Annotated in this window: 14 protein-coding genes; 6 read left to right on the top strand and 8 right to left on the bottom strand. The window is 72.2% G+C overall.

Going from position 1 to position 18,088, the window contains the following annotated elements; genetic code table 11:
• Positions 1-50 precede the first annotated feature (50 nt).
• From ACIBEA_RS26655 to ACIBEA_RS26630, 6 genes are all read right to left on the bottom strand, one after another.
• On the bottom strand, positions 51-230 hold the full coding sequence (locus tag ACIBEA_RS26655) for a hypothetical protein (protein WP_399265045.1): 180 nt from the start codon (positions 228-230) through the stop codon (positions 51-53).
• 214 nt (positions 231-444) lie between these two features.
• Positions 445-1,416: an alpha/beta fold hydrolase gene (locus tag ACIBEA_RS26650; RefSeq protein ID WP_399265043.1), complete on the bottom strand. Its 972-nt coding sequence runs from the start codon at positions 1,414-1,416 to the stop codon at positions 445-447.
• Complete coding sequence (locus tag ACIBEA_RS26645) at positions 1,413-1,871, bottom strand: phage holin family protein (RefSeq protein WP_354380702.1); 459 nt, start codon at positions 1,869-1,871, stop codon at positions 1,413-1,415. Before ACIBEA_RS26645 ends, ACIBEA_RS26650 begins: the two co-directional genes overlap by 4 nt.
• 51 nt (positions 1,872-1,922) lie before the next feature.
• Positions 1,923-3,413, bottom strand: coding sequence for a Na+/H+ antiporter NhaA (gene nhaA, locus ACIBEA_RS26640; RefSeq protein WP_399265041.1), 1,491 nt, complete (start codon positions 3,411-3,413; stop codon positions 1,923-1,925).
• A 264-nt stretch (positions 3,414-3,677) separates the two neighbouring features.
• On the bottom strand, positions 3,678-5,675 hold the full coding sequence (gene acs / locus ACIBEA_RS26635; RefSeq protein ID WP_399265039.1) for an acetate--CoA ligase: 1,998 nt from the start codon (positions 5,673-5,675) through the stop codon (positions 3,678-3,680).
• Between the two features lie 172 nt (positions 5,676-5,847).
• Positions 5,848-8,280 (bottom strand): SulP family inorganic anion transporter, encoded by a 2,433-nt coding sequence (locus ACIBEA_RS26630; protein WP_399265037.1) that lies wholly within the window; start codon positions 8,278-8,280, stop codon positions 5,848-5,850.
• A 272-nt stretch (positions 8,281-8,552) separates the two neighbouring features.
• On the opposite strand from ACIBEA_RS26630, the gene ACIBEA_RS26625 reads away from it, so the two are divergent.
• On the top strand, positions 8,553-9,863 hold the full coding sequence (locus tag ACIBEA_RS26625; RefSeq protein ID WP_399265035.1) for a hypothetical protein: 1,311 nt from the start codon (positions 8,553-8,555) through the stop codon (positions 9,861-9,863).
• Here the strand turns inward: ACIBEA_RS26625 and ACIBEA_RS26620 are convergent.
• Positions 9,829-10,881 carry an ATP-binding protein gene (locus ACIBEA_RS26620; protein ID WP_399265033.1) on the bottom strand — a complete coding sequence of 351 codons (1,053 nt, stop codon included), beginning with the start codon at positions 10,879-10,881 and terminating at the stop codon, positions 9,829-9,831. The genes ACIBEA_RS26625 and ACIBEA_RS26620 overlap by 35 nt on opposite strands.
• 109 nt (positions 10,882-10,990) lie before the next feature.
• Between ACIBEA_RS26620 and ACIBEA_RS26615 the strand changes: the two genes are divergently transcribed.
• Positions 10,991-11,860, top strand: coding sequence for an oxidoreductase (locus ACIBEA_RS26615; protein WP_399265031.1), 870 nt, complete (start codon positions 10,991-10,993; stop codon positions 11,858-11,860).
• 533 nt (positions 11,861-12,393) lie between these two features.
• On the opposite strand, the gene ACIBEA_RS26610 is transcribed toward ACIBEA_RS26615, so the two are convergent.
• Positions 12,394-13,272, bottom strand: a complete 879-nt coding sequence (locus tag ACIBEA_RS26610; protein ID WP_354380695.1) for an HAD-IB family hydrolase — start codon at positions 13,270-13,272, stop codon at positions 12,394-12,396.
• Between the two features lie 700 nt (positions 13,273-13,972).
• Here ACIBEA_RS26610 and ssd point away from each other — a divergent pair.
• Genes ssd through ACIBEA_RS26590 form a run of 4 tightly spaced genes read left to right on the top strand, consistent with a single transcriptional unit; the run spans position 13,973 to position 18,073 of the window.
• Positions 13,973-15,160, top strand: coding sequence for a septum site-determining protein Ssd (gene ssd / locus ACIBEA_RS26605; RefSeq protein ID WP_399265215.1), 1,188 nt, complete (start codon positions 13,973-13,975; stop codon positions 15,158-15,160).
• The gene (locus ACIBEA_RS26600) at positions 15,157-16,305 is read left to right on the top strand and encodes a TadA family conjugal transfer-associated ATPase (protein WP_399265030.1); all 1,149 of its coding nucleotides are present in this window, start codon (positions 15,157-15,159) and stop codon (positions 16,303-16,305) included. The genes ssd and ACIBEA_RS26600 overlap by 4 nt, the downstream gene beginning before the upstream one ends.
• Positions 16,302-17,189, top strand: coding sequence for a type II secretion system F family protein (locus ACIBEA_RS26595; protein WP_399265028.1), 888 nt, complete (start codon positions 16,302-16,304; stop codon positions 17,187-17,189). The genes ACIBEA_RS26600 and ACIBEA_RS26595 overlap by 4 nt, the downstream gene beginning before the upstream one ends.
• Positions 17,189-18,073, top strand: coding sequence for a type II secretion system F family protein (locus tag ACIBEA_RS26590; protein WP_399265026.1), 885 nt, complete (start codon positions 17,189-17,191; stop codon positions 18,071-18,073). Before ACIBEA_RS26595 ends, ACIBEA_RS26590 begins: the two co-directional genes overlap by 1 nt.
• Positions 18,074-18,088 lie beyond the last annotated feature (15 nt).

The raw sequence follows: 18,088 nt of genomic DNA, 5'->3' as shown, positions 1-18,088 counted from the left end.
CCCCCGCGCCGCGAGACCCGCCTGAGCGGGCGCCGCGCTCGGAGACCCGCCTACGTTCGTTGATGGCGCAGGCGGGCCGAGACCCAGCGGGCCCGGCGGCGCAGGATCAGCGGAATTCCGAGTCGGGGGTCGTGGCCGTGGCCCTGTCGACCGACCCTCTCGTGGGTGCCCGGCGCGGCGGCCGAGCGTCGTTCGCGTGCGGAGTCACCGTAGTCGTGCGTCCAGCCCATACTTCGACCTCTGCCCGTGCCCCAAGGTCCGTAATCGCTTCGGAGTCGGCCAATTGGCCTATGCGGCGGGCAAGTGAACGTGCGTAGGACACCTGTTCTGGCGGGGCGGCCCCGCCGGCGCTCCGGTCCTCCCGCCGTCGACGGCCCGTCAGCGGCTCGTCAACGGCCCGTCAACGGCCCGGCACAGTACCGCTGGTGGGCGGCGAACGGGAGGTCAGCGGTCCGGTTCGGGGTCCTTCAGCCAGTTCACCAGCTCGGTCGAGAAGAGGTCCGGCGCCTCCTCGTGCGGGAAGTGTCCGAGACCGTCGAACAGCCGCCACCGGTAGGGGGCTTCGACGTACTGCCCGGAACCGGCGGCGCTGCGCGTGCGCATCACCGGGTCGAGCGAGCCGTGCACGTGCAGCGTGGGCACGCGCACCGGCCGCTTCATCCGGCGGTTGAACTGGAGTCCGTCCGGCCGGGCCATCGACCGCATCATCCAGCGGTAGGGCTCGATCGAGCAGTGCGCGGTGGACGGGATGCACATCGCGCGCCGATAGGCGTCGATCGCCTCGTCGTCCACGACGGCGCCGGCGCCCTCGCGCGGCAGCGGCCCGGACCACTCGCGGATCAGCTCGCCGACCAGTGCGCCCCCGTCGGCGACGAGCTGCCGCTCGGGGACGAACGGGCGCTGGAAGCCCCAGATGTGCGAACTGGCGCGGGTCTGCCCGAAGTCGGACAGCATCGCCGAGCGCCAGCGGCGCGGGTGCGGCATCGAGGAGACGACGAGTCGGCGCACCAGCTTGGGCCGCATGACGGCGGCGGTCCAGGCGAGGTACCCGCCCAGGTCGTGCCCCACGAGCGCGGCGTCGGGCTCGCCGAGCGAGCGGATGACGCCGGTGACGTCCAGCGCGAGGTTGGCGGGATCGTAACCGCGCGGGGTGCGGTCGCTGCCGCCCACCCCGCGCAGGTCCATCGCCACCGCGCGGTAGCCGGCGTCGGCCAGCGCCACCAACTGGTGGCGCCAGGTCCACCAGAACTGCGGGAAGCCGTGCAGCAGCAGGACCAGCGGCCCCTCGCCCAGCTCGGCGACATGGAACCGGGCGCCGTTGGCGGCGACGTCCCGGTGGGTCCAGGGGCCGTCGATCCGCACCGGCGAGGCAGCCGGGGGCGGGGTGCTGCTGGGGTCCGGTGTGGGCGCTGTCATGAAGACGAGCGTGCCACACCCACCGCGGTGTCACTGACCGGCCGCGGGTGCGGCTTGACGGTGCCGACGAGCGCCGCGGTCTGCTTGACGGAGGCGATGGAGCGCTCCGGCGGCTTGACCTTCTTGAACTTCGACACGGCGAGCAGCGCGAGCAGGCCCGCGAGCAGCAGGAACGCTCCGCCGACGATCAGGAACGACCAGGCGAGGCCCAGGCCGAGGGCGTGGATCCCGTACGCGGCCGCGAAGCTCAGCACCGGCAGCGAGAAGATCCCGAGCACTCCGGCGATACCGATGGCGGTGCCACCGATGCCCACGCGCTTGACGTCCTGGCGCAGCTCCGCCTTCGCGAGGGCGATCTCGTCGTGCACCAGGGCGGACATCTCGGCGGTGGCCGAGGCGACCAGCTGGCCGAGTGTGCGCTCGGCTCCTTGCGCCCCTTGGTCCACTGCGCTCATCGCTCTCTCCCTCATTCGTCTGCCGGCGACGGCTGTCCTCCGTCAGTCAGATCATGCCGGACGGTCGCCTCCGGCGGGGGACCCGGTGGCCCCGGCGGTGGCCGCTTCCGCTCCCTCGGCTCCGGTGGCGGCTCCGGTGGCAGCGGTCGCCGCCGCCCTGCGCCGGTGCTCGGCGGCCTTGTCCTCGTAGATCTTGGCCATCCGCAGGTGGTACTCCGGCTTGTCCTCCTCGTAGATGTCCGGGATGCCGTCGAGGTCCTCGTCGCGCTCCTCCGCATCGGTCAGGGCCCGGTACTTGCGGTTGCGGAGCTTGAGCATCACGCCCGCGAAGACGGCGGCGATCAGCGAGCCGATCAGGACGGCGGCCTTGACCTCGTCGGTGAGGGTCGGGTCGCCGGTGAAGGCGAGTTCGCCGATCAGTAGGGAGACGGTGAATCCGATGCCCGCCAGCGAGGCGACCGCGAAGACGTCGGGCCAGGCGAGGTCGTCGTTCAGCTCGGCCTTGGTGAAGCGCGCGGCCAACCAGGTGCCGCCGAAGATGCCGACGGTCTTGCCGACGACCAGACCGAGCACCACGCCGAGCGTCTCGGGCCGGGTGAAGACCTGCGCGATCGAATCGTCGGAGAGGGAGACGCCCGCCGAGAAGAGGGCGAAGAGAGGTACGGCGAGACCGGCGGACAGGGGGCGGACCAGGTGCTCGATGTGCTCGCCGGGCGAGTGCTGCTCGCCGTCCCTCCGGTGGCACCGGAGCATCAGGCCCATGGCGACGCCGGCGATGGTCGCGTGCACGCCGCTGTTGTACATCAGGCCCCAGATGGCCAGTGCGAGCGGGACGTAGACGTACCAGCCGCGGACGTTCCTGCGCAGCAGGAACCAGAAGAGGACGAGGCCGACGAACGCGCCGCCGAGCGCCAGGAAGTTGATCTCGCTGGTGAAGAACACCGCGATGATCAGGATGGCGAACAGGTCGTCGACGACGGCGAGGGTCAGCAGGAAGGCGCGCAGGGCGGACGGCAGCGAGGTCCCGATGACCGCGAGCACGGCGAGCGCGAAGGCGATGTCGGTGGCGGTGGGGACCGCCCACCCGTCCGTCGAGCCGTTGCCGAAGGTGGTGACCAGTACGTAGACCAGTGCGGGCACGGCCATGCCGCAGACGGCGGCGATCACCGGCAGCGCGGCCGCCTTGGCGTCGCGCAGGTCGCCGGCGACCAGCTCGCGCTTGAGCTCGATGCCGGCCACGAAGAAGAAGACGGCCAGGAGGCCGTCGGCCGCCCAGTGCTGGAGCGAGAGGTCCAGGCCGAGGAAGGCGGGGCCTATGTGGAAGCCGCGGACGCTGTCGTAGCTGTTGGCGAGGGCGGGGATGTTCGCCCACATCAGGGCGGCGATGGCGGCCACCAGCAGCAGGACGCCGCCGACGGTCTCGGTGCGCAGCGCGTCGGCCACGAACCGGCGCTCGGGCAGGGAGAGCCGGCCGAGGAGCTTGCGGCCGGGCTGCTCGTGGGGCTGCTCGTCGAGCTGGTCGCTGGGGTGGGGCGCGGCCACGGGAGGACCTCCGGGTGGGTTGGACGGCATGACGAAGCACGTTGCCGACCAGACTTCCCGGCGCACCCTGTGGACGAATTATTTACGCTCTGAATACTTTACAGGGGGTACGCAAGGGATGTATCCGGCGATCATCACCTTAAGTGCGAAAGGGGCGTCCGGCGCGTTGTGCGCCGGACGCCCCCTTCGGTGGAGCGGCCCTTCGGTGGAGCAGTTTTTTACGGAGCGGTTCTTCTGTGGAGCGGTTCTTCTACGGAGCGGTCGTCAGTCCTCGCTGCCCGCGCTGGGCAGCTGGGTCTGGATCAGGTCCATGACCGAGGAGTCCGCGAGCGTGGTGACGTCACCGACCGCCCGGTTCTCCGCCACGTCGCGCAGCAGGCGGCGCATGATCTTGCCGGAGCGGGTCTTCGGCAGTTCCTGGACGGGCAGGATGCGCTTCGGCTTGGCGATCGGGCCGAGGGTGGTGCCCACGTGGTTGCGCAGTTCCGCGACCAGGGTGTCGCTCTCGGCGGCGCTCCCGCGCAGGATGACGAAGGCCACGATGGCCTGACCGGTGGTCTCGTCCGCCGCGCCGACCACGGCCGCCTCGGCGACCGCGGGGTGCGAGACGAGGGCCGATTCGACCTCGGTGGTCGAGATGTTGTGGCCGGAGACCAGCATCACGTCGTCGACCCGGCCGAGCAGCCAGATGTCGCCGTCGTCGTCCTTCTTGGCGCCGTCACCGGCGAAGTACTTGCCCTGGAAGCGGGACCAGTAGGTGTCGATGAACCGCTGGTCGTCGCCCCAGATGGTGCGCAGCATCGAGGGCCACGGCTCGGTGAGGACGAGGTAGCCGCCACCGCCGTTGGGGACCTCGTTGCCCTCGTCGTCCACGACGGTGGCGCCGATGCCGGGCAGGGCGCGCTGGGCCGAGCCGGGCTTGGTCTCGGTGACACCGGGCAGCGGGGAGATCATCATGGCGCCGGTCTCGGTCTGCCACCACGTGTCGACGATCGGGCAGCGGTCGCCGCCGATGTGCTTGCGGTACCAGATCCAGGCCTCGGGGTTGATCGGCTCGCCGACCGAACCCAGCACGCGCAGGCTCGACAGGTCGAACTTCGCGGGGATGTCGTCGCCCCACTTCATGAACGTCCGGATGGCCGTCGGCGCGGTGTAGAGGATGGTGACGCCGTACTTCTGCACGACCTCCCAGAAGCGCCCCTGGTGCGGGGTGTCCGGGGTGCCCTCGTACATCACCTGGGTGGCGCCGTTGGCGAGCGGCCCGTAGACGATGTAGGAGTGTCCGGTCACCCAGCCGATGTCGGCGGTGCACCAGTAGACGTCGGTCTCCGGCTTGAGGTCGAAGACGGCGTGGTGGGTGTACGAGGCCTGCGTGAGGTAGCCGCCCGAGGTGTGCAGGATGCCCTTCGGCTTCCCCGTGGTGCCCGAGGTGTAGAGGATGAAGAGCGGGTGCTCCGCGTCGAAGGCCTCGGGGGTGTGCTCGGCGGACTGGCGGCCGACGATGTCGTGCCACCAGACGTCCCGGCCCTCGGCGAAGGCGGTCTCCTGGCCGGTGCGCCGTACGACGAGCACGTGCTCGACCTGCGGACACTTGGTCACGGCTTCGTCGATGGCGGGCTTGAGCGCGGTGGCCTTGCCGCGGCGGTAGCCGCCGTCGGCCGTGATGACGACCTTGGCGTCGGCGTCCTGGATGCGGGAGGCGACGGCGTCGGCGGAGAAGCCGCCGAAGACCACGGAGTGGGCGGCGCCGACCCGGGCGCACGCGAGCATCGCGACGACGGCCTCGGGGATCATCGGCAGGTAGACGGCGACCCGGTCGCCGGTGCGCACGCCCAGCTCGGTCAGGGCGTTGGCGGCCCGGGAGACCTCGTCCTTGAGCTCGGCGTAGGTGATCGAGCGGCTGTCGCCGGGCTCGCCCTCGAAGTGGAGGGCGACCCGGTCGCCGTTGCCGGCCTCGACGTGCCGGTCGACGCAGTTGTAGGCGACGTTCAGCTTGCCGTCCGCGAACCACTTCGCGAAGGGGGGGTTGCTCCAGTCGAGCGTCTCGGTGGGCTCTACGGCCCAGCTCAGACGACGTGCCTGCTCGGCCCAGAAGCCCAGCCTGTCCGCGTCGGCCTGTTCGTACGCCTCGGCGCCCACATTGGCGGCGGTGGCCAGATCGGCGGGCGGTGCGAACCGCCGCTCCTCCTTGAGCAGGTTGGCCAGGCTGTCATTGCTCACGACATCTCCCTTTCCCAGGGTGTCCGTTGTGTCCCCGGGCATAGCTCATCAGGTCAGACACCCAGGTGACAAGACCTTGCCGTAAATTGGTTTAGACCTATACCACGGCGGGCCGGGTGCACCGACCCCTGGGCGGGCAGGCGCCGATGGCCCCTTCCTGCGACGGATCGCGGAAAGGGGCCACCGGGGGCGTTCGAGGAGGGAGCGTATCGGGTCAGGCGTGCGTGGCCGTCCTGGGTAGGGGGGGAGCATCCCGCTTGGCCGTTTTTGCCCCCTTGATGTCCGGCAGGACACTGTCGAAGACCCGGCAGTCGAAGAAGTCCTCGCCCGGCGACAGCAGATAGGCCTGCGCCTCACCCACGTGGAAGTACATGCCGTGCAGCTCCAAGGTGCCCTCGGCGAGCCTGCGCGCCACCGCGTCGTGCGCCCGCAGGTGCTCCAACTGCTGCACCACATTGGTCAGGCAGAGCTGCTCCACGGCGTCCGCGGGCAGCCGACCGGAGATCCGCACCCAGGGGTGGTGGCGACTGCCCATCCGCGCCAGGCTCGGCAGCCCGTGCCGCAGCCAGCGGCGCAGCGGGGTCATCGGCGCGCCCGGAGTCGCGTTGAGCAGCGCCTGCATCGCCCCGCAGCCCGAGTGCCCGCACACGGTGATGCTGTCCACCCGGAGCACGTCCACCGCGTACTCGATGGCGGCCGCCACGGAGTCGTCCGTGGACTCGGCGCCCGGCAGCGGGACCAGGTTGCCGACGTTGCGCACGGTGAACAGGTCGCCCGGGCCGCTGGCCGTGATCATGCTGGTGACCAGGCGGGAGTCCGCGCAGGTCAGGAAGAGCTGCGAAGGGCTCTGGCCCTCGCGCGCCAGGCGGGCCAACTCGTCGCGCACGTGCGGTGCGGTGTCGCGCTGGAAGGCACCGATCCCGTTGGCCAGTTGACCGGCACCGCGCCGCCGCGGCTCGGGAGCGGTCCGGGCGCTCTCCGCCTGCTCGGGGGCGGAGGCAGCCGCTGCCCCCGCGGGCTCCGGCTCCGCCCGGTGGTCGCAGTGGTTCTGCCAGGGGGTCCAGGGGCGGCAGCAGTGGTGCGCCCCGCGCTGGGTGCGGTCGGCCTCGCCGATCCGGGCGCCGGAGCGGCCGGTGATCTCCACCGAACCCCCGTGCGCCAGGTGGGAGTCCTGCCAGTCCTGGAGGATCTCGTACGCCGCGTGGTCGATGAAGGAACCGTCCAGCTCGATCACGACGTGCCCGTGGTGCGGGATCTGACCCAGCACCCGGCTCAGCCGGGGCACGGCGAGGAAGGTCAACTGGCCCCGCGCCCAGACCCGGTGGACCGTGCCGTCCTGCTGCACCTCCACGGTGATCCGGGTGCGCGCCAACCGGTGCAGGGCGATGGCGACGGCCACCGCGATGCCGACGGCCACGCCTTCGAGCACGCCCCCGAGCACCACGGCCGTGATGGTCGTGAGGTAGACGACGAACTCGCGGTGCCGGGTGACGTTGCGCAGCCGCGCAATGCTCGCCATCTGTACGCCCACGGCCATGACGAGCGCGGCCAGCGCGGCGAGCGGGATCAGGTCCAGTACGGGCACGAGCAGCCCGGCCGCGAGCAGCACCCAGAGGCCGTGCAGCATCGACGACCTCCGGCTGACCGCGCCGGACTTGACGTTGGCCACGCTGCGGGCGGCCCCGCCGGCGACGGGCAGGCCGCCCAGCGCGCCGGAGACGATGTTCGCCAGGCCCTGGCCGCGCAGCTCGCGGTTGAGGTCGGCGCGCGCGGGGCGGGCGCTCGTGGCGCGGTCGGAGGCGATCAGCTTGTCGGTGGCCACCGCGGACAGCAGCGACTCCACACTGCCGACCAGGGTGACGGTCAGGACCGCCGCGAGGATGCCGAGGACGGGCCCCTCGGGCAGCTCCGGCAGGGCGTGGCTGCTCCAGGAGGGCAGGTCCACCCGGGGCAGGCTCAGCCCGCCGAGGGCCGCGAAGGCGGTGGCCGAGGCGACGGCCGCGAGCGCCGCCGGGACCTTGCGCAGCGCCCGTCCGGCCCTGCCGGGCAGCCGCGGCCAGGCGAGCAGCACGGTCAGGGTGAGCGCGCTGACGGCGAGGGCCCCCGGATGGAGGTCGGCCAACTGGGCCGGTAGTCCCCGGACGTTGGCCACGGCGGAGCTCTGCGGGGTGCCGCCGAGCACGATGTGGAGCTGGGCGATCGCGATCGTCACGCCGACGCCCGCGAGCATGCCGTGGACGACGGCCGGGCTGACCATGAGGGCCGAACGGGCGGTGCGCAGCAGGGCGAGGCCCACCTGACACAGTCCCGCCAGCACGGTGATGGCGCAGGTGGTGCGCCAGCCGTAGCGCTGGATCAACTCGGCGGTGACGACGGTGAGTCCGGTGGCGGCTCCGCTCACTTGGAGCGGGGCTCCGCCGAACCGTCCGGCGACGATACCGCCCGCCACCGCGGCCACGAGTCCGGCCTGGAGCGGGGCGCCGGTGGCGAGGGCGATGCCCAGGGAGAGGGGCAGGGCGATCAGGAAGACGGCGGCGGAGGCGGACAGGTCGGCGGTGAAGCCGGGCGGGAACCGGGGCGGAACCCCGGGTGGTGCCGGGGGCGGGGCGCCGTGCTGGTGGGAGCGCGTGGGGGCGCTGGCGGTCATGTCCCGTCTCCTCTGGGGGCAGGGGTGAAGCGGCGGGAGAAGCGGCGGAAGAGCGGCGGGAGAAGCGGCTGGAGTCTCAACACTCGGTAAATGAATGGTAATGGAGAGTAAAGGTCATGCCCAGGCATAGGGGTTGAATGGTCTACGAATTAACTCGCAAGGGTGATTAAGTATTTTGTCGGGCTTGTCATACCTTTCCCGGGGTGGGTCGCGTGGCACGTTTCGGTCGGAACGTGCGGAACACCGAAACGGGCAAGGGATGAGGTGGGCGGATGATGGCCGCCACGAAGAAGATCGCCGGCGGCCTGGTCGCCACGGCACTGGCCCTGGGGGTGACCGGGTGCGGTGCCTCGGACCCCGTCAAGCCCACCGGCTCCGCTGGTGGGCAGGTCAGGAAGGGTGCGGCAGCGCCGGAGGCGCCGGGCAGCGTGCTCCGGATGATCGGCGACGGCTCGACCTCGTACACGGGCCCGCAGCCGCATGTGGCCAAGCCCGAAAAGCTCAAGCCCGGGGAGAAGCCGCCGCAATTCGTGGTCTTCTCCTGGGACGGTGCCGGCGAGGACAGCCAGAAGCTCTTCTCGCACTTCCGCGGGGTCGGCAAGCAGTACAACGCGCGGATGACGTACTTCCTCAGCGGCGTCTACATGCTCCCCGAGGAGAAGCGTTCCCTCTACACCGCTCCCCAGCACTCGTCCGGCCGCTCGGACATCGGTTTCGGTGATCTCCAGGGCATCAAGGACACCGCCGAGCAGGTCCGCGGCGCCTGGCTGGAGGGCAACGAGATCGGCACCCACTTCAACGGCCACTTCTGCGGTCCCGAGGGCGGCGTCGGCACCTGGTCGGTGGAGGAGTGGAAGAGCGAGATCAACCAGGCCAAGTCCTTCGTCAAGTCCTGGAAGACGAACACCCCGGCCCTCAAGCAGGAGAAGGCGCTCCCCTTCGACTACGACAAGGAACTGATCGGCGCCCGGACGCCCTGCCTCGAAGGCCAGAAGAACTTCATGCTGGCGGCCAAGGACATGGGCTTCCGCTACGACTCGAGCGGCATCAGCAAGCAGATCTGGCCGAAGAAGACGGACGGACTGTGGGACCTGCCGCTCCAACTGGTGCCGATGCCGGGCCGTGCCTTCGAGACGCTCAGCATGGACTACAACTACCTGGTCAACCAGTCCGGTACGACCACCCAGGGCGACCCCTCGCAGCACGCCTACTGGGGTGAGCAGATGCGCGACGGCCTGATGAAGGCCTTCGGTCGCGTCCACGACGGCAACCGGGCGCCGTTGATCATCGGCAACCACTTCGAGTCCTGGAACGGCGGCACCTACATGCGCGCCGTGGAGGACTCCATCAAGGGCATGTGCACGCAGAAGGACGTCCGCTGCGTCACCTTCCGCGAGCTGGCCGACTGGCTGGACGCGCAGGACCCCAAGGCCCTGGAGTGGATGCGCACGCTCGATGTCGGCCAGGCGCCGAAGGAGGGCTGGACGAAGTTCCTGACGGCGGGTCCGCCGGCCACCCCGCCCTCCGCTCCCGCGGCGCCCGCGGGCGTCAAGCCGGCTGCGGAGTCGGCAGAGGAGAGCTGAGCGGCCCACCGGGCACCCCGGTCCGCTGCTGACCCAGCCGCTCGTGCAGCACGAAGTCGGGGTCGATCTGGTCCGCCAGGTCGACCCCGGTCTTCGCGTTGCCCCAGCTCTCGGCGTTCTTCCGGTGGAAGTGCACCATCTGCTCGGTGTACCGGGCCCAGTCGCGTCCGGCGTACGAGTCGTCGGCCGCGTCCTGCAGCACTTGCAGGGCCACTCGGTTGCTCGCTTCCAACAGGTCGAAGGGGGCCGGGCGACCCTTCTCCATCGACCGCACCCAGTCGGAGTGCCCGACGGTGACGAGCAGGTCGTCGCCCACCTCGGCGCGCAGGAAGTCCACGTCGTCCTGTCCCTGGACCTTGTTCCCGACCACCTTGAGCGTGATCCCGAAGTCCCGCGCGTACTCCTTGTACTGGCGGTAGACGGAGACGCCCTTGAGGGTCGGTTCGGCGACCAGGAAGGTCATGTCGAAGCGGGTGAACATGCCGGAGGCGAAGGAGTCCGAACCGGCCGTCATGTCGACGACGACGTACTCGTCGGGCCCGTCCACGAGGTGGTTCAGGCAGAGTTCGACCGCCCCGACCTTCGAGTGGTAGCAGGCCACGCCCAGATCGGACTCGGTGAACGGCCCGGTCGCCATGAGCCGGACGTATTCGACGTCGCCCTCCTCGTGGCCGTCGAGCGTGACGGTGCGGGCGCACGCGTCGTATACGGGGTTGTCCTCGGCGACGCGCAGCAGGCGCGAGCCGGTGCCGGGCGGGGTGGTCTTGATCATCGCCTCGGCGGAGGCGATGCGGGGGTTGGAGCCGCGCAGGTACTCCTTGATCAGCGGCAGGTGCGCGCCCATGGCGGGCATCGCGGCGGCCTCGTCCTCGGTGAGGCCGAGCGCGGCGCCCAGGTGCTGGTTGATGTCGGCGTCCACCGCGACGACGGGGGCCTCATTGGCTGCGAGGTGGCGGATGAAGAGGGAGGACAGCGTGCTCTTGCCGCTGCCGCCCTTTCCCACGAAAGCGATCTTCATGTTCACCAAGCGTAGTCGGTTGATCGCACGTCGTGGTCGATGTGAGTGAAGAAGACCACTCCAAGGAGGGGTCGGTGCTATGGGTGGGCAGTGCGTAGGCTCCCTACTTATGAGTAGCGCTTCTGACCCGCTGGCCGCCCTGACGTCGCTCCCCGGCGTCCCGGACGCGGTGGACTCCGTACGCAAAGCCGTGGACCGGGTCTACGGGCACCGGGTGATGCGCCGACGGGCCGGGGAGATCACCTCGGAGGCCGCACTGCGCGCCGCGCGCGGTAGCGCCGCGCTGTCCGGAGCGGACTGGGCGCTGGAGGAGGTCCGGCGGCGCAGCGACTTCGGCTCGGAGGAGCAGGCGCGGACCGTGGGCGCGGCGCTGCGGCTCACCGCCGAGGCCGGGCAGCTGCTGAGCATCTGGCGGCAGTCGCCGATGCGGGTGCTCGCGCGGCTGCACCTGGTGGCGGTGGGGCAGGTCAAGGCGGGCGCGGCGGCGGGCTCGGAACCGGGTTCCGGAACCGACCCGCACGCCGGTGACATCGTGGGGCGGCCGAGGCTGGCCGGTGAGCCGGTGGACGAGCCGCTGGTGACACTTGCGTTGCCGGACGCGCAGGAGGTCGCGGGGCGGCTCGAAGGGCTGTCCGGCCTGATCATCGGCGGGGGTTCGGCGCCGGCCCTGGTCACGGCTGCGGTGGTGCACGGCGAGCTGTTGGCCCTGCGGCCGTTCGGCTCGTACAACGGCCTGGTCGCGCGGGCGGCCGAGCGGATCGTGCTCATCAACAGCGGCCTCGACCCGAAGGCGATCTGCCCCGCGGAGGTCGGCCACGCCGAGCAGGGGTCGGCGGCGTACCTGGCGGCCTTCGAGGGCTACGTGTCCGGGACCGCGGAAGGGATGGCCGCCTGGATCGCACACTGCGGGCGGGCGGTCGAGCTGGGTGTCCGCGAGTCGACGGCGGTGTGCGAGGCGCTCCAGCGCGGGGCGGCCTGAGGGCGCACGGTCCGAGGGGTCGCGCGGTCCAAGACGTCATGCGGTCCGAGGGGTCGCGTGGTCCGAGGGGCGCACGCTCCGAAGGCCGACAAAGGGATGCGGCGACACCGTCTTGCTCTGGTGTCGCCGCTGGCATTTACGCCCAGTTACCAAGCGTCCTCGAAGATTGCCCATCAGGTCGGGAGCTCTGCCCGTCACCTGGTGCGGCTGGCCCGTAATCGACGGGTCGACGTCGCGTGGGTGCTCGGCGTTCATGCGTTCTGCTCGGTCCGTGGGCCTTACTGCGGTTAAAGATGATCCTCTCGGATGTTCTTTGGTCTCGCGGGCCGTTGACTCATTTGTACCCCGCTTCCGAGGTAAGCGGAACCCCTAGCCTCACTTCTTTACTTTCCTGGGCGTACCGGTGTGAATCGGACAGGCCCTGTCCGTGCTGGTCAGGGCCTGCCTCGGCGGGTTCGGGCGGGCCGGGTTTCTGGGCGGAGCCGGGTTCGGAGGCGGCCCGGGTTCGGGGTGGGGTCGGGTACGGGGCGGGGTCAGGCCGAACCGGTCACCGCGGCGAGGGCGTTCGCCCGGCGGCGGCTGGCGTACCAGACCAGGCCCGCCGTGGCCGCGGCGGCGCCGACGGCCGCGGCGGCGATCAGCGCGGGCCGGGCGGGCATGGAGAGTCCGGGCAGTCGCTGCTTGAGCCGGACCGGGCGGTTGAAGACCAGGACCGGCCACTCGCGGGCGATCGCCTCGCGCCGCAACGTCCGATCGGGATTGACCACATGTGGGTGGCCCACCGCCTCCAGCATCGGGATGTCCGTCACCGAGTCGCTGTAGGCGTAGCAGCGCGCGAGGTCGTAGCCCTCGGACTCGGCCAACTCCCGCACGGCTTCCGCCTTGGTGGGCCCGTAGGCGTAGTACTCGATCTCGCCGGTGAAGCAGCCGTCCTCGCCGACCACCATGCGCGTGGCGACCACCCGGTCGGCGCCGAGCATCGCGCCGATCGGCTCGACCACCTCCGCGCCGGAGGTGGACACGATCACCACGTCGCGGCCCGCGGTGTGATGGGCCTCGATGAGCGAGGCGGCCTCGTCGTAGATGATCGGGTCGATGAGGTCGTGCAGGGCTTCGGCGACGATCTCCCGGACCTGCTGCACGTTCCACCCCTTGCAGAGCGCGGAGAGGTACTCCCGCATCCGCTCCATCTGATCGTGGTCGGCGCCGCCGGCCAGGAAGATGAACTGGGTGTACGCGGTGCGCAGCACCGCTCGCCTGTTGATCAGGCCGCCTTGGTAGAAGGACTTGCCGAACGTCAGGGCGCTGGACTTCGCAATGACGGTCTTGTCCAGGTCGAAGAAGGCAGCGGTGCGAGGCAAGGAGTGCGGCAAGGGCTGATTTTCCACGCCCCGAGCATATGCGCCCACCATTCGGCGTAAGGTGTGGCGCGTGGGTTTGCCTAAGAAGGCTCTCGGGTACACCATGGAAGTCACGGATCGTTCGCGACCGTGCTAACCCGGTCTGGCTCCTCCCCCCCCGAGTCGGACCGTGGGGACGACCCCCGCTCTCCCCCCCGGCGGGGGTCGTCGCATGTCCGGACGCGGTTTGCGTCCCTGCCTTCGGCCCCAAGTGATCATTCCTCTGGCCCCCTTCGCTCGGTGGGCCTGCGTGGCGAAGGCCCATACCTCCCCAGACGCGTGACGGTGCGTAGTCGTTCCGCGGCGCTCTGAACTCACCCATGTGGGTGTCGGAGTTATTCACAGGCGAGTTCTTGTCCACAGTTTTCGAGCAAGATCCACTTGATTTCCCCTCATCGCTGCACGGTGATTCCGGGCGTGAAGTCCACGACCCGGGATTTGCGGTGAGAAATGGGTGGAGATCATGGCTGGATCCTTCGCCGGATCGACGACTGGTACGTCGATCGGCTCTTCGTTTGGTTCTTCGCCCGGAGCGTCGGCGGCACCGGTGGTGGACCCGGTCGCCGAGGCGAGGGGCCGGAGGCGGCGGGGCGGGGTCGGGATCGGTGCGAGGGCGCGGCCGGGGCGGGCGCAGTCGGGTTCCGCCGGTGGTCGGCCGGGGTGGCGGGGAGGTGGTCCGCGGTCCGGGACGCTCGGTGGCGGTGGCCGACCACTGATCATCACGGAGGACCCGCTGCTGCTCGACGACCTGCTGCGGCTGTGCGCCGCCGCGGGGGCCGAGCCGCATGTGGCGCACTCGGTGCCCGAGCAAAGCGGAACGGCGTGGGTCGCGGGGCCCGATGGAGCTGATGAAGCTGTCGGAGCCGGCGGAGGCGTCCGATCCGTCGGGGGTGATCGAGGTGGCGCGGGCCGCGCGGATCGTGGAGCGCGTCCCGGTGGCGCCGCAGGGGTCGGCTGGGAGGCCGCGCCGCTCGTCCTGGTGGGGGACGACGCCGCCCGGCGGGTGCGCGGGGCGCCCCGCAGGGACGGGGTGTTCCTCGTCGGCCGGGATCTGGACGACCCCCTGGTGTGGCAGCGGGCGGTGGAGATCGGGGCCGAGGAGGTCCTGTGGCTGCCGGACGCCGAGGGCCGGCTCGTCGACCGCATCGCCGATGTGGTGGAGGGCGCCGGACGGCCCGCGCTCACGGTCGGGGTGATCGGCGGGAGCGGCGGCGCCGGGGCGTCCACGCTCGCCTGTGCCCTGGCGGTGCGGGCCGCCGCCTCCGGGGAGCGGACCCTCCTCATCGATGGTGACCCGCTGGGCGGCGGGATGGATGTGCTGCTCGGGGGTGAGGGCGCGGAAGGGCTGCGCTGGCCGGACTTCGCCGGCTCGCGCGGCCGGGTCGGCGGTGATGCGCTGGCCGAATCGCTGCCGGAACTGCACGCGTTGCGGGTGCTCAGCTGGGACCGGGGGGACCGGGTGGTGGTGCCGCCCGCCGCGATGCGGTCCGTGGTGGCCGCCGCGCGCCGCCGGGGCGGGGTGGTGGTGGTCGACCTGCCCCGCCGGGTGGACGAGGGGGTGGCCGAGGTGCTGGCCCAGCTGGACCTGGTGCTGCTCGTGGTGCCGGGTGAGCTGCGGGCGGTGGCCGCCGCCGGGCGGGTGGCGGCCGGGGTGCGGATGGTGGCCCGGGACGTGCGGGTGGTGGTCCGGGGGAGGCTCCCGGGCGGGCTGGACGCCGAGGAGGTGGCCGAGCTGCTGCGGGTGCCGCTGGCCGGGGAGGTGCCGCTGGAGGTGGGGCTGCCGGGGCGGGTGGCCGAGGGGGAGACGCCCGGGGCGCGTCCCCGGGGCGCGCTGGCGCGGTTCTGCGACGGCTTCTGGGAGCGGGTGTCCGTCTCCAGCGGTCAGGGGGTGACGGGATGACCGCGGGGTTGCTGGACGCGGTGCGCCAGCGGCTCGCGGAGAGCGGCGCGGAGCCGACCCCGGCCCGGGTGGCGGCGGCGCTGCGGGCCCAGGGGCGCCTGTTGGGGGACGCGGAAGTGCTGGGGGCGGCAGAGGAGTTGCGGTGCGAGCTGGTCGGCGCGGGGCCCCTGGAGGCGCTGCTGGCCGATCCCGGCGTGACGGACGTCCTGGTGGCGGCGCCCGACCGGGTGTGGGTGGATCGGGGCGGAGGGCTGGAGTTGACCTCCGTGACCTTCACGGACGCCGAGGCGGTGCGCAGGCTCGCGCAGCGGCTGGCCGCAGTCGCGGGGCGCCGGCTCGACGATGCGCGGCCCTGGGTGGACGCGCGACTGCCGGACGGGACCCGGCTGCATGCGGTGCTGCCGCCGGTCTCGGTGGGATCGGCCTGTCTGTCGCTGCGGGTGGTGCGGCCTCGGGCCTTCACCCTGGACGAGCTGGTGGCCGCGGGGACGCTGCCACCGGGTGGGCAGCGGCTGCTCCGGGCCCTGGTCGAGGCCCGGCTCTCGTTCCTGGTCTCCGGGGGCACCGGGACCGGGAAGACCACCCTGCTCTCCGCGTTGCTGGGGCTGGTCGGGCCGGGCGAGCGGATCGTCCTGGCCGAGGATTCGGCCGAGCTGCGCCCCGACCATCCGCATGTGGTGCGGTTGGAGGCCAGACCGGCCAACCAGGAGGGCGCCGGCCTGGTCACCTTGGCGGACCTGGTCCGCCAGGCGCTGCGGATGCGCCCGGACCGATTGGTCGTGGGTGAGGTGCGCGGGCCCGAAGTGGCTGACCTGCTGGCCGCGTTGAACACCGGGCACGAGGGCGGCTGCGGGACGGTCCATGCGAATGCCGCCGCGCACGTCCCGGCCCGGATGGAGGCGCTCGGGAGCGCCGCCGGGCTGGACCGGGCGGCCCTGCACAGCCAGTTGGCGTCGGCGCTGTCCTTGGTGATCCATCTCGTCCGGGACCGTGGCGGGCGGCGCCGGGTGGCCGAGGTGCACGTGCTGGAGCGGGACCCCGCCGGACTGGTGGTGACGGTACCGGCGCTGCGTTGGGGATCGCGCGGCTTCGTCCGGGAGGCGGGCTGGGAGCGGCTGCGCCCGCTGCTGGGAGGGGTCCGGTGAGCGCGGGGACGTCGTTGGTGTCGGCTCCGGTGTTCGCCGCGGCGCTGTGCGGCGGAGCGGCGGCCTGGTCGTTGGCCGGAGGCGACCGGGGGCCCCGGCGGGCCCGGCTGTTGCTGGCCGGGGCGGGGCCGGTGGCACCCGGTGGGCCGGTGCCGTGGGAGCGGGTGCTCGCCGCGGCGCGGGTACGGGCGGCACGCCGGCCGGAGTGGGGCGCGCTGCTGGTCGGGCTGCTCCTCGCGGTGCTGGGCCGATCGGTGATCCCGCTCGTCGCGGGCGCGGTGGCGGTGCCGCTGGTGCGCAGGCTCCTGAGGGTGCGTCGGCGGGCCCGGGCCCGGGAGGCACGGGCCGCGGAGGTGGCGGCGCTGTGCGGGGCGGTCGTGGCGGAGCTGCGCTCCGGGGCGCAGCCGGGGCAGGCACTGACGGCGGCCATGCGCCGCACGGTGGCCGGACCGGGAGGTCCGGGCGCCGCGGAGGCGGGGTTGTTGGCCGCGGCGGCCTTCGGCGGGGACGTGGCCGGTGCGCTGCGGTCGGCGGCCCGGGAGCCGGGCGCGGAGGGGCTCGCCGGGATGGCCGCCTGCTGGCGGGTGTCATTGGACGGCGGAGCGGGGCTGGCGGCCGGGTTGGAGCGGCTGGAGGGGGCGTTGCGGGCGGAGCGGGACCAGGAGGAGTCGCTGCGGGCCCAGCTGGCGGGGGCGCGGTCCACCGCGGTCGTGCTCGCGCTGTTGCCGTTGGTCGGTCTGCTGATGGGGACCGTGATGGGCGCCGATCCCGTGCGGGTGCTGCTCCACACGCCGCTGGGTCTGGGATGTCTGGCGGTGGGCGGGGTCCTGGAGGTGCTCGGGCTGCTGTGGTGCCGGCGGCTGATGCGGGCGGGGGAGCGGTGATGGGCGGCGTCGCGGTCCAGCTCTCCGTCCACTCCCCGCTCTCCGTCCACTCCCCGCTCTCCGTCCACTCCCCGCTCTTCGTTCACTCCCCGCTCTTCGTTCACTCCCCGCTCTTCGTCCACAGGCTGGGGACGGCGCTCTGTCTCGCGGGAGCGGTGATGTGCCTGGGGTCGGTGCTGGGCGCGCGGGTCCGCGGACGGGCGGCCCGGCGCAGGATCGCGGTGCTCCTCGGGGTGGAGCGGGTTCACTCCGGGTCCGGGTTCGGGAGCCGGGTCCGGGGCGTCGCGGGGGTGTGGGCGGGGCCGCTCGGCGCGCTGCTGGCCGGCTGGGTCCTGGTCGGCGGGGCGGTGGGTGGGGCGGTCGGGTGCGCGGCGGCCTTCGGGGCGCGCAGGTGGCAGCTCCGGGCGCGGGCGTCGCCGGGAGAGGGGGAGGAACTGAGGGAAGCGGCGCGTCAGCTGCCCCTCGCCGCGGATCTGCTGGCCGCGTGCCTGGCGGCCGGCGCCGGGCCGGTGGAGGCCGCCGAGGTGGTCGGGGAGTCGTTGGGCGGGCCGGTGGGCGAGCGGTTGGCCCTGGCCGGGGCGGAGCTGCGGCTCGGCGGTGAACCGGGCGGGACGTGGGGGAGGTTGGCCCGGCTGCCGGACGCCCGGGAGCTCGCCGAGTACCTGGACCGGGCCGCGCGGACCGGGGCGCCCGCGGCGGAGCAGGTGTCGCGGCTGGCGGCGCGGGTCCGCGAGGACCGGGCCCGGCGGGCGGGGGCCAGGGCGCAGCGGGTCTCGGTGCTCATCACCGCTCCGGTCGGGCTGTGTTTCCTCCCCGCCTTTCTCGCCGTAGGGGTGGCCCCGGTGGTGATCGGAATGGCTTCCGGTCTCCTCTCGGGCAACTGAAATCACATCAGTTAC

The sequence above is a fragment of the Streptomyces sp. NPDC051555 genome, assembly GCF_044454405.1.
Classification (GTDB): Bacteria; Actinomycetota; Actinomycetes; order Streptomycetales; family Streptomycetaceae; genus Streptomyces.
The sequence above is the reverse complement of the archived record's forward strand: the minus strand, read 5'-3'. Positions and strand labels throughout refer to the sequence as shown.